Consider the following 24,255-nt stretch of genomic DNA (forward strand, 5'->3'; position numbering starts at 1 on the left):
TTAAGTAATTTAAAAAAGTGTTAAAAAATTTCAAAATTAGCAAATAAAAGCCTAAAAAAGGTATAGAATTTTATACAGCAAACAACAGGAGGCGCATTTGAAACAGTTTTTAAAAAACAATACTGTCGATGCGACTTTTTTATTTTTTTTATTTCCAATTTGGTCAATTTTAGCCATTGGAGCTTATTGACATGCTGGAAGTTTCTTTGGGTTTGCTATTGGTTCTTTAATTGCTTATTTATCCACTAAAATCAATGTTGTTATTTCACTTTTGCTTAATCCGAAAATGCACAAGCAAAGCATAATTAGATTAATCATAATCAAAAACATTATCTTTTTTATTATTATCGGGATAGTTATTTATTTAAGTGTTCAAATTAACAGTATTTATGCTGGAAAAAATCAAGCAATGCCAATCTTTAAATGAGAATATATCAACAATCCAATTAATTTGATTGCACTATTAATCGGAACCATGATCATTATTCCCATATACGCTTTAGAGAGCGTAATACAACAATATTTGGTAAGGAGGTGAAATGAATAATATTGCTGATAAATTATGAAATTGAAATCAACCTCAATTATTATCACTCGTTATCACTGTTTTGATTGTTTTAATCTTTTCAATTATTGCTTATAAATCAATTAAAAAAGTTAAACCACATCAAGCCCCAAAAGGTGCAGCACTAATCACGGAAATGTACCTAGCAAACTTGGATCAAATGATTGATGAAAGCATTGAGGATAAAATGCCCAGAGCAAGACATTATATTGTAACTTTATTCACTATGCTTTTAGTTGGAAACCTTCTGTCACTGTTAGGACTAGAGCCAATTTCAACATCATATTCAATTCCCTTAACATTATGTATTGCGACATGATTAGGAATTTTTGTAGTTGGTTTTATTTACCAAAAACTCAGATATTTAAAAAAATATCTTAATCCATTTGAAGCAATTAGTGCCATAGCTCCACTAATTTCACTTGGATTTCGTTTATATGGAAACTTAATTGGTGGTGGAGTAGTCTTATTTTTACTTTATTCACTCTTTGGTCATTTATGAGAATCGCTACCAAATTTAAGTGGTCATAAATGATATTTCATTGCTCCAGTGATTACACCAGTATTTCATTTTTATTTTGATGTTTTCGATGGATTAATTCAAACGTATGTGTTCACAATTTTAACTTTAAGTTATTGAACAAATGAGGTTGGTGAAGAAGAAGCTTCACAACCAATTAAAAGCAAAACAAATAGTTTTAAACGTGTTAAAATTAGCCAAAAATTAAAGGCAATTTATTAATTATTAGGAGAAATTATGTTATCAAACATTACAAAACTTTTACAAGAAGCTACCCAAGCTGTTGCTAATACAGCTAACAATGCCGCTACTAGTGCAACTCAAGTAGTGAAAGAAACTGCAACAAATGTGGCCCAAAATGCTCAAAGCTCTGGACTTGGTTCGATTGAAGCTGGTCTTGTAGCTATTGGTGCAGGAATTGCTATGATTGGTGCATTTGGTTCAGCGATTGGGCAAGGATTTGCTGGAGGAAAAACTATTGAAGCAATTTCAAGAAACCCTGAAGCTGAATCTAAAGTTCGTAAAATGTTTATTATTTCTGCTGGGATTACCGAGTCAGCTGCTATTTATTGTTTAGTTATTTCATTCTTAATTTTCTTCGTTGGAAGAAGATAATTTTATAAGGTGCAAAATGATTCAAAACACAGTTAAATTATTAGCTGAAAATAATTCATTTGATAAACCTAGTTCACTTCAACAAGGAATTGCAGAGAAATTTGAAGCAATTTTTCCAAGCATCCCCTTAATGATTGCAACAATTATTGCATTCATTGCAATTTCAATTATTATTTACGTTTTTTTACGTAAGCCACTTCAAGAAATGCTTAAAAAACGGAAAGAATTTATTCAAAGTAATATTGATGAATCTATTAAATTCAAAGAAGACATGATCGAAAAACTCAATCAAGCCAATGAGAATTTAGAAAATTCAAACAAACAAGCTGAAGTTATTATTAACCGTGCCAAGCTCAAAGCCGAACAAATTGTAGTTACTTATATTGCTAAAGCTAAAAACGATTCTAAACAATTAATCGAAGAAGCTCATTTAGATATTACTAAACAACAAAAAGAATTTGAACAAAATTCCCGTGAAATTGTGGCTCAAACTGCAAAACAATTAGCTGAAAAAATTCTACAAAAAGAAATTTCCCAATCCACTCAAGAAGAAATTATTGAAGCTTTTTTACAAGATGATAATCTTAAAGGGTTTGAATAATGCTTGATAAATCTACTGTTAAAGGATATGTAATTGCTATTTTTGAATTAGTCAAAGAATCAAATAAAACAAACTTAATTCACAAGCAAATGAATAAGCTTTTAAATATTATTAAGGCTAATCCAGAATTAATTCCTTTTTTAAATAATGATTTGATTTCTAAAGATGATAAGCTCTCTTTAATTGATCAAATTCTGGTCGACTTTGATCAATTAATTATTAATAGTGTCAAAGTGATCATTGAGCGTAAAAGCGTGAACAAATTAAAAAAAATCATCACTCATTATTTAAAATTATCTAATCAAGCTTTAAACATTTCTTTTGTGAAAGTAATTACAGCTAAACTGCTTTCACACGATTACTTAGCCAAAATTCAAGCTAAACTTGAAAAGCAATATAATAAAACTTTTGAACTCAAACACGTTGTAGATCCTTCACTAATTTCAGGGTTTAAAATTGTTTTTGATAGCAAAATTATTCAAAGTAATTATCAAAATGATTTAAATGAACTCATTGGAGCTATAACTTCACACAAACCCAAAGGAGATAAATAATGGCAATCAAACTTGATGATATTTCAGTGATTATTAAGGATCGTATTAAAAATTATGATCTTAAAATTGATCAATCTGAAATTGGAAAAGTTGTTTCAATTGGTGATGGAATTGCTCTTGTTTCAGGAATCGAAAAAGTCATGAACTCAGAAATTGTTGTTTTTGAAAATGGAGTTTATGGACTGGCTTTAAACCTTGAAGAAGAAGTAGTGGGAATTGCTTTATTTGGAGATGCTAACTCAGTTTCTGAAGGTGATGTAGTTCGTCGCACTAATAAAGTTATTTCAGTGGAAGTAGGAGATGAATTACTCGGTAGAGTTGTTAATGCCCTTGGACAACCAATTGACGGTAAAGGTGAAATTAAAGTAAGCAAAACCAGAGAAATTTTCAAAGTAGCTAGTGGAGTTATGTCTCGAAAAGAAGTTAATCAACCACTAGAAACTGGAATCATTGCAATTGATTCAATGATTCCAATTGGAAAAGGTCAAAGAGAGCTTATTATTGGTGATCGTCAAACTGGGAAAACCGCTATTGCAATTGATACTATTATTAACCAAAAAGGAAAAGATGTGTATTGTGTGTATGTAGCGATTGGACAAAAAAATTCAACAGTAGCACAAATTGTAAAGAAACTAGCCGATTCAGAGGCTCTTGAATATACCACCATTGTTGTTGCTGGAGCTAGTGAATTAGCACCACAACAATATATTGCTCCGTACACTGGAGTTACCATTGCTGAAGAATGAATGTCAAAAGGAAAAGATGTGCTCATTGTCTATGATGATTTATCAAAACACGCTACAGCATATCGTACTCTCTCCCTTTTACTTAGAAGACCACCAGGACGTGAAGCGTATCCAGGGGATGTATTCTACTTACACTCACAATTACTCGAACGTGCTGCTCGTTTAAATATGCATTATGGTGGTGGTTCAATCACTGCCCTTCCAATCATTGAAACCCAGCAAGGTGATATTTCAGCTTACATTCCAACCAATGTTATTTCGATTACTGATGGACAAATTTTTACTCGTGAAGCATTATTTAACTCAGGTCAAAGACCGGCAGTAGATGTAGGTTTTAGTGTTTCTCGTGTAGGTTCAGCTGCTCAAAATAAAGCTATGAAAAGTGTGGTTGGTTCGCTCAAATTAGAATTAGCTCAATATAATGAAATGCTCGCATTTGCTCAATTTGGTTCAGATCTCGATGATTCAACAAAAACCATTTTAGATCATGGTGGTAAAGTATATGAATTACTCAAGCAAGAGCAATATCATCCAATTTCACAAGCTGCTCAAGCGATTATTTTAGTCGGAGTTAAAGAACGGATTATCAATCCACTTCCAAAAAGCAAAATTCACGAATATCGCGATTTAGTGCTTAAAGAAATTGAAAACAACAAACTACTTAACATAACTTATAAAGAAATAGTCGATTCAACAGTCATTTCATCAGAAAACTATGAAATTATCACTAAAGCATTAGTAAAAATAGTTCAAGACATTATCAAAACTATCCCAAATTACGATCCAAAAATGTACAAACCAATTCCAAGTAAATTTTTAAACTAAAGGTGCACCATGTCAAATCTAAACGCACTTAAAAATCGTATTTCAGTAGTTGGTAATACTAAAAAAATCACTAAAGCAATGCAATTAGTGGCTACTGCAAAATTACAAAAATCGAAAAAAGATTTAGAAAATATTAGAAATTATAGAAATTTACTCGAAGACACATTTAACGAGCTCATGAAGAATGTTTCACTTAAGGAATTAAACGCAATTTTTCCATTACATAGTGAAACATCAAAAAAATTATTCATTATTATTTCATCAGATTTAGGACTTTGTGGTTCGTATAATTCGAATATTTATACTCAAATTAATCAACATTTAACCAGCGAAGATTTAGTTATTTTTGTCGGAGCTAAAGGCTACTTATACACACATTCTTTGGTCAAAGACAAAAACATTGTGCAAAAATACTTTGCTTATGGGGATAATTTTAACTATGCTCTGGCTGATTCGATTAGCAAGGATGCACTTGAGCTATTTTTTGCTGGGAAAATCAAGACTATTAATGTTATTTATACTGAATTTGTTAATAATATTATTCAAGAAGCACAAACTATTCAATTATTCCCATTTGTAGTGCAAGGAAGCGAATCTTCACTTAAAGCTAATGTTGAATTTTATCCAAATGCTGAAACCATTTTAAAAAACTCAATTCCACTTTTTATTAGTAGTATGATTTATTCGTTTGGAAATATTTCCAAAATTTCAGAAATGGCCTCAAGACGCAATGCCATGGAAAATGCTACTGAAAACGCTAATGAATTAATCAAAGAATTAGGATTAGAATTTAATAGAAAACGTCAAAGTTTAATTACTCAAGAAATTACTGAGATTGTATCTGGAGCAGATGCGACTCAAAATTAATTAAAGGAGAAATCATGTCAAAAAACAAAGGTGTTATTGTACAGATCTTAGGTCCAGTTGTTGATGTACGCTTTACTAATGGTGAACTCCCAAAACTTTTAAATGCTTTAATTGTAGAGAAAGGTAATCAATTATTTACATTAGAAGTAGCTCAACATATTGGTGATGATACCGTTAGAACCATTTCAATGGTCTCAACTAATGGTCTTCAACGTGGAATGGAAGTACTTGATACTGGGAATGCTATTTCAGTTCCAGTTGGGAATGATGTTTTAGGGAGAATGTTTGACGTTTTAGGAAATCCGATCGATGATCAAGAAATTAACAAAGATGTTGAACGTGCTCCAATTCATGCTCTAGCTCCTTCATATGAAGAGCAAAAAAACTCAAGTGAAATTCTTGAAACAGGAATTAAAGTTATCGATCTATTAATTCCATATGCTAAAGGTGGAAAAATCGGACTCTTTGGTGGAGCTGGGGTTGGAAAAACAGTTCTAGTACAAGAGTTAATTAATAACATTGCCACTGAGCATAATGGACTTTCAGTGTTTGCTGGAGTTGGTGAGCGTACTCGTGAAGGGAATGACTTGTACTATGAAATGAAAGCGGCAGGTGTTTTGGATAAAACAGCTCTAGTTTTTGGACAAATGAATGAACCCCCAGGAGCCAGAATGCGTGTCGCCTTAACCGGACTAACTATGGCTGAATATTTTAGAGATGTTCAAAATCAAGACGTGCTTTTATTTATTGATAACATTTTCAGATTTACTCAAGCTGGTTCAGAAGTTTCTGCACTTTTAGGTAGAATGCCTTCGGCTGTTGGATACCAACCAACTCTTTCCACTGAAATGGGACAATTACAAGAACGAATCACTTCAACAAGAAGAGGGTCAATTACTTCAGTGCAAGCTGTTTATGTTCCTGCTGATGATTTAACTGACCCAGCCCCAGCAACTACTTTTACTCACTTAGATGCTAAAACCGTGCTTGATCGTGGAATTGCTTCACTTGGGATTTATCCAGCTATTGACCCGCTTGAATCTTCTTCTAGACTTCTTGATCCATTAATTGTGGGAATTGAGCATTATCAAGTTGCTCAAGAAGTGGTTAACATTTTACAACGTTTTAAAGAACTTCAAGATATTATTGCCATCCTTGGGATGGGAGAGCTTTCTGAAGAAGATAAGAAAATTGTGGCTCGTGCTCGGAGAATTAGAAACTTCTTATCACAACCATTTACTGTTGCTGAGAAATTCTCAGGAATTAAGGGACAATATGTTCCACTCAAAGAAACTATTCGTAGTTTTAAACTTATTTTAGCAGGAAAATTTGACGAATATCCCGAAGAATTGTTCAGATATGCCGGAAGCATTGATGATGTAATCCAAAGAAATGAAAAAAGATTAAATAATGGCTAGTAAAACTTATTTAACAATCACTACTCCTAATAAAATTTTCTTTAGTGGCGAAACTGAAATTGTGACCTTAAAAATTGCTGACGGTTATATCGGTATTATGCCTAATATTACTCCTATTTTCTCAAGTATTGAAACTGGGAAATTAACCATTGGATATTCAAATAACCCTAATTCAATTAATTGTTATATTGGAAGTGGCTTAATTTATGCCGATAAAGAAAAAGTTAATATTATCACTGATGACATTATCAAAGCTGATGAAATTGATCTAGAACGTGCTAAAAAAGATTTAGCACTATATGAAGAGGCAATTCAAAAAGCCAAACAAACATCTTCAGCTGATACTCAAAAATTTGAAGTTAAGCTTAAAAAAGCAATTAACCGCATTGATATTTATAACCAATATCACAAATAACTAGCTCGCTAGTTATTTTTTATCGCTTTTTTTGATAATATAAAAATATGAGTAAATTTTTAATAGCTATTAAATCCAAAATTAATTCAGACACTAAAAAGCTTAAGTGAGTTTTATTACTTGATAAGCTTTTTAGTGGCTTAATTTTACTTTTAAATTTATCATTTTTAGGATTGGCGATTACTGCCTTAGTGATTATTAGTTTGCAATCTAAAACTCAAAAAATCACTGACACCACTTCCTTTTACATTCTAATTTCGCTGGTAGTATTCATTATTGCTTCCTTTATACTTACTTTAGTGATTGCTATTTACAAGGTTAATGGTCATTTTAAACGCTACAAAAAAGTGAAACAAACAGCTATTGATCTTAGCGTTAAATACAAATACAAGGTCATCACCAAAGAAGAATTTATTAATTATTTACAGGCATTAACTCAAAAATTGAATAAAAAAGAAAAAATAATTGTTAAAAATATAGTCACCAAACAACTAACAGGAGCAAAATAATGAACGCAATTCAAATTCATGAAAAGATCAAGCGAGAAAATTATCTTAAATTACTTATTTCAGGTTTTTTCTACTATACACTTAATATTATTTCTATAGGTTTGGTGTTTTACATTGGGATAATTGGGGTTATTTTTATTTCTTCAGTTAATGATCAATATCAAAGCGGAACGAATCCTTACAAAATGATGTTTCCTAATCTAACCAAAGGAGCTAATTATATTTTACTCACTAGCATTATTAATGCCGTAATTTCACTAATTTCGGGATTATTATCGTTTTTTGTTATTAATGATTATTACAAAAAACAAAAATCAATTCGTGAAAAGCTTCAGCTCGAATATTTATTATATTTAGATAAAGTTTCCTTTTACAAAGAATTATCAGGCAAAGAACGTGAATATTTGTTTTATAAGCGAATCTGTTTTTTAGCTAAAAAAGACAAATATGATCGCGAATCTTTAATCAATAAAGAGGTTAAACATGAACAAAAAAGAAATTAAAATTAATGAACATGAATTGTGTGACAAAATTATTAAAACCGCCAACAAAAAATATTTAAAAAGTTATTATATTTTTGTCTTTTTAAATATGGTTTTAATTTTCATTACTGCTGCTTCAATTATTTTAAACTTATTCGCAATAAGATATAATCCCTTCCCAGAAAAGACTATGATTTACTTTATCTTATTATCGTGTATTTCTGTGATCATTGCTTTTTTATCTTCTGTACAAACTTTTTTAAGCATTAAAGATCAAAAGGATTCAATGAGTAATAATATTCAAATTAAAATTCAAATTCTTGATAAATTGAACTCAAACGAAGCAATTACTCGTGAAGAAATTGATAATATGTTTAATACTCTTTAAAAAAGAGATTTTGAACAATCTCTTTTTATTTTGTCATTTAAGGTTTTGATTAAATTGCTATAATATATATCAATATTATGACAAAGAACAAGTGAGCCATTTTTAGTGATGTTGACGGAACAATTTATTCGTTTCCTGATAAAAAATTAACTGCAGGTAATCTAGAAAAAATCCACGAATTAAAAGAAAAAGATATCCCATTCATTTTGAATACTGGGAATCCCCCATACAAAAAAATCCAAAATTTAGCCGATCAAACCCATGCACCTTACATTGTCTCTTCAAATGGAGCTTTAGTGTATGATAACATTAACAAAAAAACCATTTTTATTGAAAAAATGCCTCTTGAAGAGGTAGAAAAAATCTGAGCTATTGCTGATGAAATCAATGCCATGCTTTATTATTTTGGAACTGATCAATATTATGTTAAAAATATGACTAAAAAATGATTTGATTTTTTAGTTGATTTTACCGAATATAATGAATTTCAAACTCATGGAAAAATTGTTCCAGATATTCATAAAATTGAAGTATATGGAGAACCTGAAGATATTGAACGTTTCTACAATATTGCTATGAAACGTAATATTAATCTTAATATTATCAATTTAAAAACACACATTGAAATTACCAAATACGGAATTTCAAAAGCCACTGGAATGGCCTGAGTGTGCAAAAATGTTCTCAATATGGATGTTCAAGATGCTATGGCTATTGGAGATTCTCCAAATGATATTTCAATGCTTGAGGTTTCAAATTATTCATATGCAATGGATAATGCTGATGATTTAACTAAAAAAAGTGCTAAATTTTATACATCAGATGTAGAACAAAGTGGATTAGCTGAAGCTATTGATGACTACTTATATCGAACTGATTTTGAATTAAAACGTTTCGTTTCACAAAAAGGAAAAAAATAATTAATGAGTCTACAACTACAAGTTGTTTACTTTTCTATTATTGCTCTAGCGAGCGTTCTTTTCATTATTCTTTTATCGCTTTTAATCACAAATTTATTAATTAGAAGATTCGTAAATAAATTAGAAAATAATTATTTAATAGTAACCAGAGAACAAAATAATTTCTTTAATTCACTCAAAAGGTTTAAAGCTTTAAAAGAACAGAATAATAATTATGTCGAATCTTATCAAGCTTTATTAGCTCTGGAAGAAATTATTAATCATCAAAAAGATAAAATTGATAGAATTTATGAACAAATTTATCAATTACTTAAAAAGAAAAAACTTATTTGTGCGAAAAAGGAGTTTAAAAAATTTCAAAATGCTTGAAATGAATTTTTAAACTCTACATCAAGTTCACTTAAAATAATTGAACAAGTTAACTCTAATTGAGATAATTACGATGGAGATATCACTGATATTTTGAATAAATTATCTCTTGCTAGAGAATACATTAACAAAAACAAAACTGTTTTTGCAAATACATACAATTTCATTAAAAAACAAATTGATCAATATAGTCAAAAAATTAGTTTTATTGATGACCAATGAAATAATCAAGCTAAATTTGAAAATGTAGGAACTTCAATTTCAAATTTAATTATTGATTTACAAAATTTATTTGAATATTTAAATAATTGCAAAATTATTGAATTTTCTTTGTTTGAAGATTTACCCAAACTTTTTAAAAATCAAGAACTTGATAAAGATAATCTAAACTATAGATTTTTCTTATCAACTAAAAATTCATTTTATAAAGTTCAAAAAAAATTCACCCAATATCAAGTCGATGCAATTAAAAAGCAAATTATTGATTTTTATCGTTATTTCCACATTTCTCAATTCAATCAGTTTAAAACTAAAACCTTACAAATGTTAAAAAATGTAGTTTTAAAAGATTTTGAAAAGTTACATTTTCAAGTATATAAAAACTTTAATCAACTTAATTTAAATAATTATGTAATTGAAGAAGATTTAAAATGATTAGGTGAACAAATTCAAAATTTAGCCCTTAGCGATTTTGATGATTTTATTGATTTAATTGAGCAAAATCTCAGAATACTTTTTTCGATTAATCAAAAAATTATTGATATGGAATTTGCGAGAGCTCATGAACTCATAATTCAAAATGGTTTTGAAGAAGAAATTAAAACCAGTTTGAATTTATATTTTGAAGTCATGCAGAACAAATATTTATTTGCTTCGGAATATCAAGAAAATCTTCAACAACTCAAAACCATCTATGAGCAATATTTCACCAGAGACTGTAATTTCACTAAAGTCGAAAAAGTATGAAATCGATGAATTGAGCTACTTTGTTATTTTGTTGAACAAATTTCCATTAATCAACAATATGAGCAATGATTTGATTTAACTTATCAAGAAATTGCTCAAAGCGATAAAAATATTTTTCAAGCAAATGAAGATTTAGTTAATCAACTCATGTTTTTAAAACAAAAACATCAATACAAAGAATCGTTCAAATTACTGCAACAAATTCTCAAATAAAGGAGCTCTTATGTTTAGTAAAATTTTAATTCGTTATGGAGAATTAGTACTAAAAAAGAAAAATCGTAAACAATTCACCGATCAATTAAGTGTTAATATTCATAAGATTACCGGACAAAAACCACAAGTAGAATTTGATCGTATGTATTTAGAATACTCGCAAGAATCAATCGAAAAACTCAAATATGTTTTTGGAATCAGTTCATATTCACCTGTTGTATTGGTTCCAAGTGAACTAGAAAAATTTAAAGAAGTTGCTTTGTCTTTAGTTAAACCACAAACTCAAACATTTAAAATAGCCGCCCGTCGTAATTACAAACAATTTGAATATAGTTCAGATCAAATAAACCATGAATTGGGTTCATATATTCTAAAAAACACTAATCTCAAAGTTAATGTTCATACACCCGATCAAACCATTTACGTTGAAGTTCGAAGCAAAGCAACATATATTTTTAGTGAATATTTTACTGGTTTAGGTGGTTTACCAACTGGAAGTAGTGGTAAAGGACTTCACTTAATTAGTGGCGGCTTTGATTCGCCAGTAGCAGCATATTTAATGATGAAACGCGGAGTTGAATTAGAATTTTTATCATTTCTTACCCCACCACAAACTGACCAAAAAACTAAAGATAAAATCTTGAATTTAGTGAGCGTTTTATCACGCTTTCAAGGACAAAGTATATTGCATTTTGCCGATTATTCTAAAATAATGAATTATATTTCCTTAGTTTCTAAAGAAGCTTATAAAATTAATCTTATGCGTCGTAGTTTTTATCGCATCGCTGACCAGTTAGTAAAATCTAAAAAACTTTTATGTCTCTCTAATGGTGAAAATTTAGGACAAGTCGCTTCGCAAACAATCGAATCGCTAAATGTGATTGGAAGTGTTGCTCAAACAGTGATTTTAAGACCTTTAATTGCTTATGATAAGAATCAAATTATTGAATTAGCCAAAAAAATTCAAACTCATGATATTTCTATTATTAAGGCCAATGAAACCTGTGAATTATTTGCACCTAAAGCTCCAGTCACTCGCCCTTTAATTCAAGTAGCCAGTCAACTTGAAGCTGAATTATCAATGATGGATCAATTGGAAAAACAATTGCTTGAAAATGGAATTGAAACACTTAAAATTTCACCTAAATATAATTAAATAAACACTCAATTTAATTGAGTGTTTATTTTCGAGTTAATATACCAAGTGCAAACAGAGTAATTAGAATGATTAGAGCACCTAAAATAATCAAAATTGAAAGGACTCCCAAGGCATAACCTAAACGTTGCTTTGAGTGAATTTTACGATCTTTTTCACTGAAACTGCCCACTTCTTGGATAATTTCTTGAGCTGTTTGTAAATTATTTTGGTCAGTATCCTCACCAATGAATTTAAGTTCATTGGTTAATGTGTTTTCGTTCTCGGTTCCCAAATTAACTTTCTTATCAATAAATTCAATATCATCATCAGAGGGATCTAAGGATTTTAACCTATTAATAAATTCTTTGGACCTAAGTAGAATTTCTTTCAAAGGCTTCATATTGTTTATATTTTACCAAAATATCAAATAAAAAAGCACCAATAAGGTGCTTTTGAAGGTCATTTTTTGAAATGGTACGTCCTAGAGGATTCGAACCTCTGACCCAATGGTTAAAAGCCATTTGCTCTACCTGCTGAGCTAAGGACGCAGGTTTGGTGCCCAGGACTGGACTTGAACCAGCACAGTCTTTCGACCGAGGGATTTTAAGTCCCTTGCGTCTACCTATTCCGCCACCTGGGCTTGTGATTTGGTAGCTTTTCAATTATACACTATTTAAAATAAAACAATCATTTTTTAAATAATTTTATTCACCCATAAAGAGTATTAAAATTATACCATTAGAGCGAAAAATTAAAAAGAAATTTTGGATATGTTTTATATTATAATTAGATTAATAAACCTTAAAAACAAAAAACAAGAGGAAAATTATGATTAATGTAAACGAATTTAAACCAGGAATTACTTTTCAAGATGAAGGCGAAATTTTTGTAGTCCTAGAAGCTCAACACTCACAGCAAGGACGTGGGCAAGCTAATGTTAAAGCTAAAGTAAAAAACCTTAGAAGCGGTTCAATTACTATAAAAACCTATACTGGTGGAGATAGAGTTAAACGTGCTCACATTGAGAAACGTAAAATGAATTACCTATATTCAGATGGAACTAACATTATTCTAATGGATAATGAAACTTATGATCAAGTTGAAATTCCAGTAAAAAATGTTGAATGAGAGTTAAATTTTTTAATCGAAAATAGCGAAGTGCAAATTCGTAAATTCCAAGATGAAGTACTTGATGTAGAGCTCCCAATAAATGTGGATATTAAGGTTGTTGAAGCCCCTGATGCAGTCAAAGGAAATACTACCACTAATCCACAGAAAAAGGTGATTCTTGAAACAGGATTTGAACTTGACACTCCAATGTTTATTAAGGAAAATGATATCATCATCGTTTCAACTGAAACTGGTAAATATGTAGGAAAAGCTAAATAAATAATGAACTGAATTAATGTCTTATACAATCATAATCAAGAATATATTGTCAAAGAAAGTGCTATTTTAAATGCAATTAAAAATGTTTTTAGTGAAATTAAACACTCAAAACTATTAACCAATCCACGTTTAGATATTGATGATCAACATTCAAATTTAGATATATATTTAAGTGTCCAAGTAAATAATAATAAAGAAAATTTATATTCTTGTGTTGAAGAAATTACTAATTTAATTGAGCATTCGGTTAAATTGCTCATTGATAAAAAACCGCGTAATATTCAAATTTGTCTTAATAACCCACTTTAAAAAGAAGTTAAAAATAACATCTGTTTTTTAACAGATGTTATTTTAGTTTACTTGGTTGAGTTTATTGAATTTAATGGCATGATCAATGGCTTTTTCTTTAGCAGGATTGGTCATACTTAAAGCTTGCAAAATTGGAGTAGCAAAAATATGATTGTTTAAAATCCCAATTGCCAACCCACTTTTTCCTTGAATTAAGTATTCAACAGCTTTAATTCCCATAAGCGAAGCGTTAATGCGCTCTTGTGCACTTGGTGTTCCACCCCGTTGAATGTGATTTAAAGGGTTAATCCGAGTTGCTCATCCAGTTGCTTGTTCGATTTCTTGTTCTAATTGTTTTAGATTGTAATACTTTTCTGATACGACTATTAAAACACTTCTCCGCCCTGGTTGTTCAATTAATTCTTTAGTTTTCTTGACAATTTCTTCTACTGAAGGACGATATTCACTAGTTGCGATAATTTCAGCTCCAGTGGCTAGCCCTGAATATAAAGCTAAATCACCACATTGATTTCCCATGACTTCAATAATCATAATTCTTTTGTGCGATGTAGCAGTATCACGAATTTTATCAATTGCCCCAACAATTGTGTTTAAAGCAGTATCGTATCCAATGGTTATATCAGATGAAGCAATATCATTATCAATTGTACCCGGAAGGGCTATGGTTTTCACTCCGGCTTCATGAAGTGCTTGAGCACCCATGTAACTACCATCTCCTCCAATTACTACTAGCGAATCGATTTGATGTTTTTTTAAATTGTCAATAGCGACCTGACGAATTTGCGGATCTTTAAATTCAGGAAAGCGTGCCGAATAAATCACAGTTCCACCTTTTGAGCTGGCTTGAGCAAGTTCTAAGGTATTGGCTTTAGTGATTTGATTATGATAAAGTCCTTTATAACCTTCAAGAACAACATAAGGTTCTAAATTATTTACTTTAGCACTTTTTGCAATCGCTAGTACAGCAGCGTTCATTCCAGGGGCATCGCCACCAGAAGTTAAAATAGCAATTTTTCTCATATTTTTCCTTATTTTATTATTTAATGCTGTCAATTAAGTTTTTAAGCAAGCAAACTACAGTCATTGGGCCAACACCACCAGGCACTGGAGTAATTGCTGAAGCTTTAGTTTTGACCGATTCAAAATCCACATCTCCATAGATTTCATCTGGAATTTGTGCGTCTAAGTTAGTTCCTACGTCAATAACAATAACCCCTTGTTTAACGTTATGACTTTTAATATAACGGGCCACACCAATAGCAACAATTAAAATATCAGCACTTTCTATTCCTTTAATTCCTGTGTTCTCATCAAAAGTAGCCACATTAGCACCACGGCGTTTGATAATGTGAGCGAGCGGTTTTCCGACTAAGTGACTGCGACCAACCACACATACTTTTTTATTTTTAACTTCAATATTATATTCGTGCATTAATTCTAAAACGGCTCGAGCTGTAGCTGGTACAAAATGTTTCCCAGCTTCATTGTACAGAGCAAATTCGTTTTTAGTACTTAATCCATCAACGTCTTTATCATAAGGAACAGCATCTAAAATCACTTGTATCGGAATGTGTGGTGGAAGTGGTAATTGAACTATTACCCCATCAGCTCATTCGTTAATATCATCCATTTTTTGTAATAAGCGATTTTGAGTTATTTTTTCTGGGAATTTAAATAATTGGCCTTCAACTCCAATATATTCACATTTAAGTAGCTTTTGTTGAACATATTTATCTGAAGCTGGATTGTCTCCAACTTGAATAATAGCTAGTCTTGGCTTACGATGATAGTTTAATTCAGCCAATTCTTTTTTAAGTTTATCAAGCTCTCTTTTTGCTAATTCTTTCCCACTTAGTATTTGCATTTTAATTCCTCCTGATATTTAGCTAATTCTTCATTGTATTTATTTAATTTATCTTTTTCAGCTTGCACTTTTTCTTTTGGTGCTTTGGCAACAAAATTAGCATTACTTAAAATAGTTTGTGCACGTTCAATTTCGCTTTGAGTGAAATGGATTTTTTCAAGCAATAATTGTCTGTTTTTTTCTTTTAAGCTTGCTTGCATTTGAATAAATAAATTATTATCGCTTAATGAAATTAAGAAATCTTGGTTTGGAACATTATTTGCATATGCCATTGAATTAATGATTTGGATAGTGTGTTGATCTAAAGGTTTTTCAGTGTGATAATTGATAATTTCTTTTTTGGAAATTTGATTTTGTTCGCGATATTTACGAATCTGAGTCACAATTTCAATGATTATATCAATGTATTGAGTTTGTTTGTTGGTCCGAATCATTGGAATAAGATTCTCGAGCAATTCTGCATTAAAAAGTTCGCTATAAATGCGATCAGTGATAAAAGGCATGAACGGATGTAAAATGATTAAAGTTTTCCTTAATATTTCAAGAGCATGTTTTTTTGAAGGGTTATTTTTAATCATTTCAATATATCAGCCACTTAAATCATTAAATAAATAATGTTGAATTTTACTTCCAACAATAGCAAAATCATAATTTTGCATAGCTTTATTAATCTCTCTGTTTAACAAAGCTAATTTATGATTAATTCAATAATCAGCATCGCTTTTCACTTTATTATCATCATTTAATGAGTTAATAAAGTTGGCAATATTTCATAATTTATTATTTACTCTTCAAGCAGATTGGAGTTTTTCAGTTGAAAATTTAATATCCATTCCAGGCGAAGTATTTGTGATTAAGAATCAACGTAATGCATCTGAACCATATTCATTTATTAAGTCCATTGGATCAACCCCATTATTGAGTGATTTAGACATTTTTTGACCATGTTGGTCTCGAATTAAGCCGTGGAACAATAAGTGTTTAAATGGTTTTTCTTGCATGAATTCTTTACCGAAAAAGTACATTCTTGCAACCCAAAAGAAAATTAGATCATATCCAGTAACTAGCAGTGAGAAAGGATAAAATCGAGCTAAATCAGAATTAGATTTTGGTCAATTTAAAAAGCTAAATGGAGCAATACCAGAAGAGAATCAAGTGTCTAAAACATCAGGATCTTGAGTTCATTGTTTCCCTGGTGATTTTTCTTGCACCTTGATATTACCGTGTGCATCGTATCAAGCTGGAATTCGATGACCTCATCAAAGTTGGCGAGAAATATTTCAATCATGCACGTTTTGAATCCATTTTTTTAAAGTTGATTTAAAACGTTTTGGGCAAAACTTTACAGCTTTAGTTGTATCAAGTTCGTCCAAAATGAGTTTAGCAAAATGATCCATTTTAACAAATCATTGGGGAAGAACTAAAATTTCAACAGGAGTTTTTGAACGCTCGCTATAACCAACATTAGAAATAGTTTCTTCAACTCGAGCGATTTTATTATGTTCTTGAAGGTATTGAGCTATTGCTTCACGGGCTTGAAAACGTTCCATTTTGTTAAATTGACTATCAGGAGCATTGATAAATCCGTTTTTATCAATAGTTTCAACAATTTGTAAATTTAGCTTTTGAATAATTTCAATATCAGCTTCAGCGTGAGCTGAAAGTTTCATTACTCCAGTTCCAAATTCTGGATCAACATAATCACTAGCTAGGACCGGAATAATCTTACCAGTAAGAGGATGAATGACATTTTGTCCTAAAAATTGCACATATCGTTTATCTTTAGGATGACAAACCAGAGCAACATCACTTAAAAGTGTTTCAGTTCTTACAGTGGCAATGGTTAAATAATTGTTTGAATTTTCAAGTTGGTAATTAATATAATACATTTTTTGGGGAGTGGGTTGATTATTGACTTCAATATTTGAAAGAGCGGTTTGAAGTTTAATATCTCAATTGATTGCTCGTACACCCCGGTAAATAAAACCTTTTTTATATAAATCAATAAAAACTTTATTAACCGCTTGATTAGCTTTTTTATCTAAAGTAAATCGCTCTTTAGAATAATCAAGTGCAAGCCCAACTTTAGACCATTGATTTTTAAATACTTGAGCATATTGGTCTTTCCATTCTCAAATTTTGTCAATAAACTTTTCTCTTCCCAAGTCATGACGAGTTAATCCGCTGGTTTGATATAACACATCTTCAACTTTGCTTTGAGTAGCGATTCCGGCATGGTCCATTCCCGGAAGCCACATGACATCAAATCCTTTTAATTTTTTATAACGAATAATAGTATCTTGAATATACACATCTAATGCATGTCCAAGGTGTAATTTCCCAGTCACATTAGGTGGAGGCAGCAGAATTGAAAACGGTTTTTTGCTTTGGTCATGAGTCATGAAGAATTTTTTTTGAACCCATTTTTTATCAATATTAGCTTCAACTTTTTTATGATCATAGATTTTATTCATACTCACTCCAAAAAAGAAAAAAGACTTATTTTTTCTAGAAAAACATATAATATTTAATATTATTTAAATTATACCTTAAAAAGTGTATTTTAGCTTAAAAGGAGCTTATGAAAACCAAATTATTACTCAAAATGAGTGCAATTAGTGCAATCTTAACACCGGCCATATCAGTGTCATGTGCCGAAAATGATCCAATATTATCAGTTGCACAAATAAATGAAAATACCTCTTTTAAAGATGCTTTATCTGATTTAAAGCAAACTTATTTACTTTTCATTCCATCATCTTATCAAATATCATCAGATGCTAACCAAAATGAAAAAACCAATTTTGAAGATGTTAAAAAACAGCACGTATCACTTGTTGAAGGTTTATACAAAAAAACAAGTTCAATTTATCAAGAGCTGAATGATCAAAACTTTTATCAACTTAATTCAGGTTTACTTAAAGCAGCTCAGGATTTTATTATTCAAAACTATAATTTGATCGATGAAATTGAAAAAATTCTTTTTGTTAATAAATCAGTGAGCAGAAAAAATTACTCGAAAAATATTGCTCTGGTTTCAAAAAACTTTATCAATACTTGATTTTTATGATGAAAATTACAAATTGACTTAGTCAGAAAGCAAACCTTTCCACTTATTGATAAAGCACTAGAAACAAACTTATTATCTCAAGCACAAAAAGATGAATTATCCAAATCTAAAAATTTCTTAGATCAAGCAATTCAAGAATATCAAAACGCTAAAACACGTTTTTTAGAAATAAACAACATTCAAAGTGTTAAAGAGCACTCAAATGATGAAAAATATAAAGCATTCATAAACAATGCTGTCAACAAACTGAATGATTACTTCAATAAGTTTTCAGAGCTTGTTGCCAAAACTTTAGTGCAACAAGCTCCAATAGTGCAAAAAACTTCTTTTGCCCTTCCACGTTTTACTCAATCAGAATTCTTTAATCCACTAACTAATTACAAAGAATCAATCAAAGATTATGAGCTACTTAACCCAAATGCTGAAAGCTTAAACGTTTATTTTAAAGCTTTACTTAGAATTGCAAATAACAAATTAATCTCAAATCAACAGCAAGATGAAATTAAACAATCTTTTAATAATTACTTTGTTAAAAAGGTAATTAAAATCACCCAAGAAAGTATTAAAGATAAAAAACTTGAAGAGCTTGAAGCCTTAGAAACAATTTTTAAAGATCTTAAACTTCCAGAAGATATTGTCCCAGAGATGGCTACTTTAATTAAAAATGAAGTTGAAAAATTAATCCAAACAATTAAAGATGGAATTGAACAAGTTAAAAAAGCACTAAAAGATAAAAAAGAAGAAAATAAGCAACCAGAACCACCTTTATTATCAAGTAGAAAAAGTGTATTTTCTGATTATGTAGATCAATTAAAATCATTTATTAAATCTGAAAATAAAGAACATTTTATTGGAGATAACTCTTATTTAAATGATCTTAAACCTTTTTATTCAGCTAAGATTCAACTTAGCGATTCAGTAAATATTTCTGATGGCAAAAAAGAGACTTCAATTTGAGTGTATAAAAAAGAAAATGGCAAATACCCAACCAATAATTTCACCACAAAAGAGCTTAAGTCTTATGAGCACAAATTAAGCGATATTCTAAATTCTTATCAAGGTGATTATTTAATAAAAATGACCTTATCGCAAGAATATTTACAAAAACTAGGAAGATTAAATAATTGATATTATAAAGAACTTGATAAAAAATTCAAAGATGAGAATCCTAATGCTCAAGGAATTTTAATTCGAGCTCTTAGCCAATATCAATTTATTCCTTCAGTTAACACCAAAGGTCAATTGGATTTAAAATACCAACCAGTGAATAAAGATTTTAAAACTATTGATCGTCCGCTTGAATATTTTGGGCTTGATGGTATTGATCGAGTTTGAGGATATTTCATCACTACTGCTCAAATAAACCCTCAAAATGAATACTATGATTTTTACATATCTTTAACTAAAGAACAATATGATGCAACTTTTGGCTCAGCTGCTAATATAGATAAAATTAATAGCACTAAAAAAGCCGTGGTTACTAAAGTTGAAAATACCCCTGAAACACCAGAAGGTCTGCAAAATGTGGATATTCAGTACGATTATGACTCTTTAGGTGTGATTAAAGTACACATTATTCTTTAAGAAAAATAATATAAAACATCCTTGCAAAAGGATGTTTTATATGTAATTTTACTTGTATTGGGAATGGTATAAATTAAAATAAAAGCCTTTTTTAGCAAGTAATTGCTCATGATTGCCGCTTTCAATAATTTCACCATTATTAACTACCATAATTACATCAGCATTTTTAATGGTTGATAAACGGTGAGCGATAATAAAAGAGGTTTTATTTTCGGTTAAATGACGAATTGAGTTTTGAACAATAATTTCAGTTCGTGAGTCAATGCTTGAGGTCGCTTCATCTAAAATGAGCAGATTTTTATTACTTAAAATTGCCCGAGTGAGCGAAATAAGTTGACGCTCACCTTGAGAGATATTTTGACCATTATTTTCTACCACTGTATCATAATCATTAGGAAGAGTCATAATAAAGTGATGAATATTAGTTAATTTAGCTGCTTGAATTACTTGTTCTCTAGAAACGTTATGATTTCCGAGCGTTAAATTATCATAAATAGTTTCATTAAATAGGAATGAATCCTGGAGCACAACTGTCATATGTTCGCGTAACATGTTAGTTTTAATATTACGTAATTCATTACCATCGATTAAAATTGATCCTTCATTGTAGTCGTAAAACTTGCTTAATAAGTTGATAATGGTAGTTTTTCCAGCTCCAGTTGGTCCAACAAAAGCAACAACTTGACCAGGTTTAACTTTAAATGAAGCATTCTTAAGTTGATAGGTTGATGAATTATCTAAATATTTAAAATAAACATTTTTAAACTCAACTTCACCTTTAATATTATCAATTTCAATATTTTCTGGTTCACGCGGTTTAAAATTAAGTTCACTTAATTTGAATACCCGATTTGATGATGCTGTTCCAACTTGAAGTGAGAAGACAATGTTTAAAATTCCGTTAAATGGAGTAATAAAGTTTCAATTTAGCGACACAAAAGTAACAATCAAGGCTGCAGATGCAGTTCCATCTGAATTAGATCCAAATCCAGCAATTCCATATACGCTAATTTCATTGACAAAGAAAATAGCTGCTATTGCTGAAATTACTAAAACTAACAGGTTTGAAACTAATTGAAATCACACCTCAAAAAAGCGAGCTGATGTATCACCTTTAAAGGCAATATTACGGATTTCTTTTGTAATTTGTTTAAGACCTTTATAAACTTGTTCTTGACGATCAAATGAATTAGTTACTTTTGTATTAGTGAGCATTTCTTCTACGTATCCATTCATTTTTCCGAATGCATTTTGATTAGCTACAAAGTATCTTTGTGATTTTCCCACCACAATAAATGAGACAAAAAAGAGAAATAATGATACAGGAACTACAATAATTGTGAGCACTGAAGAAACAAAGAGCATGGCAATAATGCTTAAGAGAATGTTTCAAAAGTTAGTAAATAATTGCGTGGTAATTTGAAACAAAGTATCATTAACACTATTAATATCATTTATGATAATTGATATGAGATTTCCAGCTTGCTGTTGATCATAATATTTAATTGGTGTTTTGGAGAGTTTGTACATAATTTGTGCACGAAGCTTAGTTCCAAGTCCATAGCAAACCCGAATATATAAATAACTTTCAATATAACGAAGGACACCGTAGATAATAAAAGCGGCCGCCAATGCACATAAGTAAAGTGAAAAGGAAGTTCAATTAAAATCTTCTAATTTTAGTTCACCTTTGGCATAAGGTTCAAAAAACTTTTGAACAATAATTCCAATTAAAGCACTCCCCGAAACATAAAACACGGCATTGAAAAAAGCGAAAATATTCCCTAATATCAAACGCTTTTTTTCAGCTTTAAGATAGTGAAAGATCGTCTTTAACGTTTTTAACATTGAAAAGGAACTATCATAGTACTTATCAATGTCGCTGATTTTTTTCTTACTTGACATTATCTATTAGCTCCTTTTAATGCATGGTTTGGTTTAAAAATACTTGATTATATCAATTACATGATTCAAGTAATTGATCATGAGTCCCTTTGCCAATAATTTTACCTTTTTCAAGGACGATAATTTCATCAGCATGTTTAATTGAATTAATTTTTTGCGAAATAATAATAGTAGTACATTGATAATATTTTTTAATATTTTCAATAAGGTTTTTAGTGGTGATGTTATCTAGTGCTGAAGTTGAATCATCCAAAATAAGTACTTTAGGATTTAATAATAAAGTACGAGCAATTGAAAGGCGTTGTTTTTGCCCCCCTGAAAGGTTTTTTCCACCTTGAACAATTTCGTGATCAAGCCCTTTATCAAATCCATAAACAAATTCAGCAGCACACGATGCTTTCAATGCAGTATCAATTTCTTGAATAGTTGCATTTGGTTTAGCAAATAATAAATTTTCACGAATAGTACCAGTATAAAGCAAGGCTTCTTGGTACACAATTCCCACATTTTTATGCAGATCCTTAGTATTAATTTGATTAATTGGGAAATTAGATAAAGTTACTTTCCCTTCTTTAAGGTGCATATTATTAACAATTAAATTAGCAATAGTACTTTTTCCTGAACCAGTTGGTCCGATAATTCCAAAAGTTTCTTGTCATGGAATTTCGAAACTAATATCTTCAATTGCATACTCTTTAGAAGTAGCAAAATATTTAAAATTAACATTTTCAAATGCAAGAGTTAAATTATTTGGATCAATTTTATGTCCATTTTGGACAAATAAATCAATATGATGATGATCGTGAATTTCAAAATAACGTTTTGCTGAAACTTTAGCTTTAACCATTGTTCCGAAGAATTGTGCAAAAACAATAATTCCAAGCGAAATTAATACTTCATATTCAACAAAAATATTAATTTTAGCAATTAAGTTAGGAATTTCATCTTGTTTATTATTTAATTCTAAAAGTCTGTATCCGCCAATTAGATAAATTAGCCCTATTAAGGCGTTAATAATTACAAAAAAAGCAGGGGTTCCAATTGAAATATATTTTCAAACTTTGCTTTCGACATTGTATCAACGATTATTTGATAAGTCAAATTTAGTTCTTTGCTTGTTTTGTAGATTGTACACTTTAATTACCCGTGCACCATTGATTGTTTCGCTAACATCTTTAGTAATGTTATCTAAATTAACTCTGTTTTTAGATATTAATTTACTGCTTTTAATAAAAATAAAAATTAAAATGGCTGCATTAATCGGGATAGCAATAATAATTACTGAAGACATTTCTAAATCAGTTAAAAGTGCAAAGATTAAACCAATAATAATAAATAAAGGAGCTTTAATTAATGCACTGGTTGCACTAATTAAAAAGTCTCAATATTGAGCAATGTCATTTGAAATCCGGTTTATTAAACTTTCTTTAGTTAAGTTTGAAATATCTTTCAAACTTAATTTCTGGTACTTTCGGAATAATGCATTGCGATAAAACATTGAAGCTTGCTCACCAGCTCAAGTTGTAATTAAAACCGCCACAATATTAGCTAATACCGTTAAAATGATAATAGTTAATGTTATAGCGGTTAATTGAGTTAAGAGAACGCTTTGACTTGAGTTGTGCATTATCGTTGTATTGAACAGTTTTACGATGAATTCTCCACTTTTTCCGCTTTGAGTTAGAATGGCAAGAAATTGAGCAAGAAAAATCGGAATAATCATAGTTCCAATAATATTAATTAAAATGCTACAAATACCATAGAAAAATAGTAACTTGATTTTTAATGGTAATAACTTGAACATTTTAAGCATACTTTCTCCCTTATCTAAATTATGTTTTATTATATCAAAATATAGCTAAATTGGCAATTTATCTATGTTTATTTCGGAATATAAATTAGCACAAAAAACACATTTAGAAATGAGTATTTTTTCAAACATTTTTAAATCTTTTTTATAAAATTTATTTTATGAAAAACTCAATTAAATTTATTATCAAATTATTAACAAAATTTGTGTTAA

24 protein-coding genes and 2 tRNA genes are annotated in these 24,255 nt (G+C 30.0%); 18 read left to right on the forward strand and 8 right to left on the reverse strand.

Annotated elements, in window-relative coordinates:
• The first annotated feature begins 97 nt into the window (after positions 1 to 97).
• From NPA11_RS01265 to thiI, 15 genes are all read left to right on the forward strand, one after another.
• Positions 98 to 547, forward strand: coding sequence for a hypothetical protein (locus tag NPA11_RS01265; protein WP_257043829.1), 450 nt, complete (start codon positions 98 to 100; stop codon positions 545 to 547).
• Positions 540 to 1,307: a F0F1 ATP synthase subunit A gene (locus NPA11_RS01270; RefSeq protein WP_257043830.1), complete on the forward strand. Its 768-nt coding sequence runs from the start codon at positions 540 to 542 to the stop codon at positions 1,305 to 1,307. The genes NPA11_RS01265 and NPA11_RS01270 overlap by 8 nt, the downstream gene beginning before the upstream one ends.
• A 15-nt stretch (positions 1,308 to 1,322) precedes the next feature.
• The gene (gene atpE / locus NPA11_RS01275; RefSeq protein ID WP_257043832.1) at positions 1,323 to 1,700 is read left to right on the forward strand and encodes an ATP synthase F0 subunit C; all 378 of its coding nucleotides are present in this window, start codon (positions 1,323 to 1,325) and stop codon (positions 1,698 to 1,700) included.
• Between the two features lie 16 nt (positions 1,701 to 1,716).
• Positions 1,717 to 2,301 (forward strand): ATP synthase F0 subunit B, encoded by a 585-nt coding sequence (locus NPA11_RS01280; protein ID WP_257043833.1) that lies wholly within the window; start codon positions 1,717 to 1,719, stop codon positions 2,299 to 2,301.
• The gene (gene atpH, locus NPA11_RS01285; protein ID WP_257043834.1) at positions 2,301 to 2,855 is read left to right on the forward strand and encodes an ATP synthase F1 subunit delta; all 555 of its coding nucleotides are present in this window, start codon (positions 2,301 to 2,303) and stop codon (positions 2,853 to 2,855) included. Before NPA11_RS01280 ends, atpH begins: the two co-directional genes overlap by 1 nt.
• Positions 2,855 to 4,426: a F0F1 ATP synthase subunit alpha gene (gene atpA / locus NPA11_RS01290; protein WP_257043835.1), complete on the forward strand. Its 1,572-nt coding sequence runs from the start codon at positions 2,855 to 2,857 to the stop codon at positions 4,424 to 4,426. Before atpH ends, atpA begins: the two co-directional genes overlap by 1 nt.
• A gap of 9 nt (positions 4,427 to 4,435) precedes the next feature.
• The gene (gene atpG / locus NPA11_RS01295; protein WP_257043836.1) at positions 4,436 to 5,293 is read left to right on the forward strand and encodes an ATP synthase F1 subunit gamma; all 858 of its coding nucleotides are present in this window, start codon (positions 4,436 to 4,438) and stop codon (positions 5,291 to 5,293) included.
• 14 nt (positions 5,294 to 5,307) lie between these two features.
• Complete coding sequence (gene atpD / locus NPA11_RS01300) at positions 5,308 to 6,711, forward strand: F0F1 ATP synthase subunit beta (protein ID WP_257043837.1); 1,404 nt, start codon at positions 5,308 to 5,310, stop codon at positions 6,709 to 6,711.
• Entirely contained in the window at positions 6,704 to 7,126 is a 423-nt protein-coding gene (gene atpC, locus NPA11_RS01305; RefSeq protein WP_257043838.1) for an ATP synthase F1 subunit epsilon, read from the forward strand. Before atpD ends, atpC begins: the two co-directional genes overlap by 8 nt.
• A 47-nt stretch (positions 7,127 to 7,173) precedes the next feature.
• Entirely contained in the window at positions 7,174 to 7,635 is a 462-nt protein-coding gene (locus NPA11_RS01310; RefSeq protein ID WP_257043839.1) for a hypothetical protein, read from the forward strand.
• Positions 7,635 to 8,138, forward strand: a complete 504-nt coding sequence (locus tag NPA11_RS01315) for a DUF4231 domain-containing protein (protein WP_257043840.1) — start codon at positions 7,635 to 7,637, stop codon at positions 8,136 to 8,138. Before NPA11_RS01310 ends, NPA11_RS01315 begins: the two co-directional genes overlap by 1 nt.
• Entirely contained in the window at positions 8,119 to 8,505 is a 387-nt protein-coding gene (locus tag NPA11_RS01320) for a hypothetical protein (protein ID WP_257043841.1), read from the forward strand. The genes NPA11_RS01315 and NPA11_RS01320 overlap by 20 nt, the downstream gene beginning before the upstream one ends.
• A 77-nt stretch (positions 8,506 to 8,582) precedes the next feature.
• Positions 8,583 to 9,425: an HAD family hydrolase gene (locus NPA11_RS01325; RefSeq protein ID WP_257043842.1), complete on the forward strand. Its 843-nt coding sequence runs from the start codon at positions 8,583 to 8,585 to the stop codon at positions 9,423 to 9,425.
• Between the two features lie 3 nt (positions 9,426 to 9,428).
• Positions 9,429 to 10,973, forward strand: a complete 1,545-nt coding sequence (locus tag NPA11_RS01330) for a hypothetical protein (RefSeq protein WP_257043844.1) — start codon at positions 9,429 to 9,431, stop codon at positions 10,971 to 10,973.
• A 10-nt stretch (positions 10,974 to 10,983) separates the two neighbouring features.
• The gene (thiI, locus tag NPA11_RS01335) at positions 10,984 to 12,129 is read left to right on the forward strand and encodes a tRNA uracil 4-sulfurtransferase ThiI (RefSeq protein ID WP_257043846.1); all 1,146 of its coding nucleotides are present in this window, start codon (positions 10,984 to 10,986) and stop codon (positions 12,127 to 12,129) included.
• A 25-nt stretch (positions 12,130 to 12,154) separates the two neighbouring features.
• On the opposite strand, the gene NPA11_RS01340 is transcribed toward thiI, so the two are convergent.
• From NPA11_RS01340 to NPA11_RS01350, 3 genes are all read right to left on the reverse strand, one after another.
• Complete coding sequence (locus NPA11_RS01340) at positions 12,155 to 12,511, reverse strand: hypothetical protein (protein ID WP_257043847.1); 357 nt, start codon at positions 12,509 to 12,511, stop codon at positions 12,155 to 12,157.
• A 72-nt stretch (positions 12,512 to 12,583) separates the two neighbouring features.
• Positions 12,584 to 12,659: transfer RNA gene (locus NPA11_RS01345), tRNA-Lys, on the reverse strand.
• Between the two features lie 5 nt (positions 12,660 to 12,664).
• Positions 12,665 to 12,751, reverse strand: a tRNA-Leu gene (locus NPA11_RS01350).
• A gap of 188 nt (positions 12,752 to 12,939) precedes the next feature.
• Here NPA11_RS01350 and efp point away from each other — a divergent pair.
• Positions 12,940 to 13,500 carry an elongation factor P gene (gene efp, locus NPA11_RS01355; RefSeq protein ID WP_257043848.1) on the forward strand — a complete coding sequence of 187 codons (561 nt, stop codon included), beginning with the start codon at positions 12,940 to 12,942 and terminating at the stop codon, positions 13,498 to 13,500.
• 3 nt (positions 13,501 to 13,503) lie between these two features.
• The gene (locus NPA11_RS01360) at positions 13,504 to 13,809 is read left to right on the forward strand and encodes an MMB_0454 family protein (RefSeq protein ID WP_257043850.1); all 306 of its coding nucleotides are present in this window, start codon (positions 13,504 to 13,506) and stop codon (positions 13,807 to 13,809) included.
• A 42-nt stretch (positions 13,810 to 13,851) separates the two neighbouring features.
• Here NPA11_RS01360 and pfkA read toward each other — a convergent pair whose 3' ends face one another.
• The 3 genes from pfkA to NPA11_RS01375 are packed head-to-tail and all read right to left on the reverse strand — an operon-like array spanning position 13,852 to position 18,147.
• Entirely contained in the window at positions 13,852 to 14,829 is a 978-nt protein-coding gene (pfkA, locus tag NPA11_RS01365) for a 6-phosphofructokinase (RefSeq protein ID WP_257043852.1), read from the reverse strand.
• A 16-nt stretch (positions 14,830 to 14,845) separates the two neighbouring features.
• Complete coding sequence (locus tag NPA11_RS01370) at positions 14,846 to 15,673, reverse strand: bifunctional 5,10-methylenetetrahydrofolate dehydrogenase/5,10-methenyltetrahydrofolate cyclohydrolase (RefSeq protein ID WP_257043854.1); 828 nt, start codon at positions 15,671 to 15,673, stop codon at positions 14,846 to 14,848.
• The gene (locus NPA11_RS01375; protein ID WP_257043856.1) at positions 15,661 to 18,147 is read right to left on the reverse strand and encodes a valine--tRNA ligase; all 2,487 of its coding nucleotides are present in this window, start codon (positions 18,145 to 18,147) and stop codon (positions 15,661 to 15,663) included. The genes NPA11_RS01370 and NPA11_RS01375 overlap by 13 nt, the downstream gene beginning before the upstream one ends.
• A 107-nt stretch (positions 18,148 to 18,254) precedes the next feature.
• Here NPA11_RS01375 and NPA11_RS01380 point away from each other — a divergent pair, with 107 nt between their 5' ends.
• Complete coding sequence (locus tag NPA11_RS01380; RefSeq protein ID WP_257043858.1) at positions 18,255 to 20,327, forward strand: hypothetical protein; 2,073 nt, start codon at positions 18,255 to 18,257, stop codon at positions 20,325 to 20,327.
• Positions 20,328 to 20,375: 48 nt separating this feature from the next.
• Here NPA11_RS01380 and NPA11_RS01385 read toward each other — a convergent pair whose 3' ends face one another.
• Together NPA11_RS01385 and NPA11_RS01390 are read right to left on the reverse strand one after the other, a co-directional pair.
• The gene (locus NPA11_RS01385; RefSeq protein WP_257043859.1) at positions 20,376 to 22,232 is read right to left on the reverse strand and encodes an ABC transporter ATP-binding protein; all 1,857 of its coding nucleotides are present in this window, start codon (positions 22,230 to 22,232) and stop codon (positions 20,376 to 20,378) included.
• Positions 22,233 to 22,248: 16 nt separating this feature from the next.
• Positions 22,249 to 24,036: an ABC transporter ATP-binding protein gene (locus NPA11_RS01390; RefSeq protein WP_257043860.1), complete on the reverse strand. Its 1,788-nt coding sequence runs from the start codon at positions 24,034 to 24,036 to the stop codon at positions 22,249 to 22,251.
• Positions 24,037 to 24,255: the final 219 nt, after the last annotated feature.

The sequence above is a fragment of the Mycoplasma sp. 1578d genome (genome assembly GCF_024582695.1).
Lineage (GTDB): Bacteria > Bacillota_I > Bacilli_A > Mycoplasmatales > Metamycoplasmataceae > Mycoplasmopsis.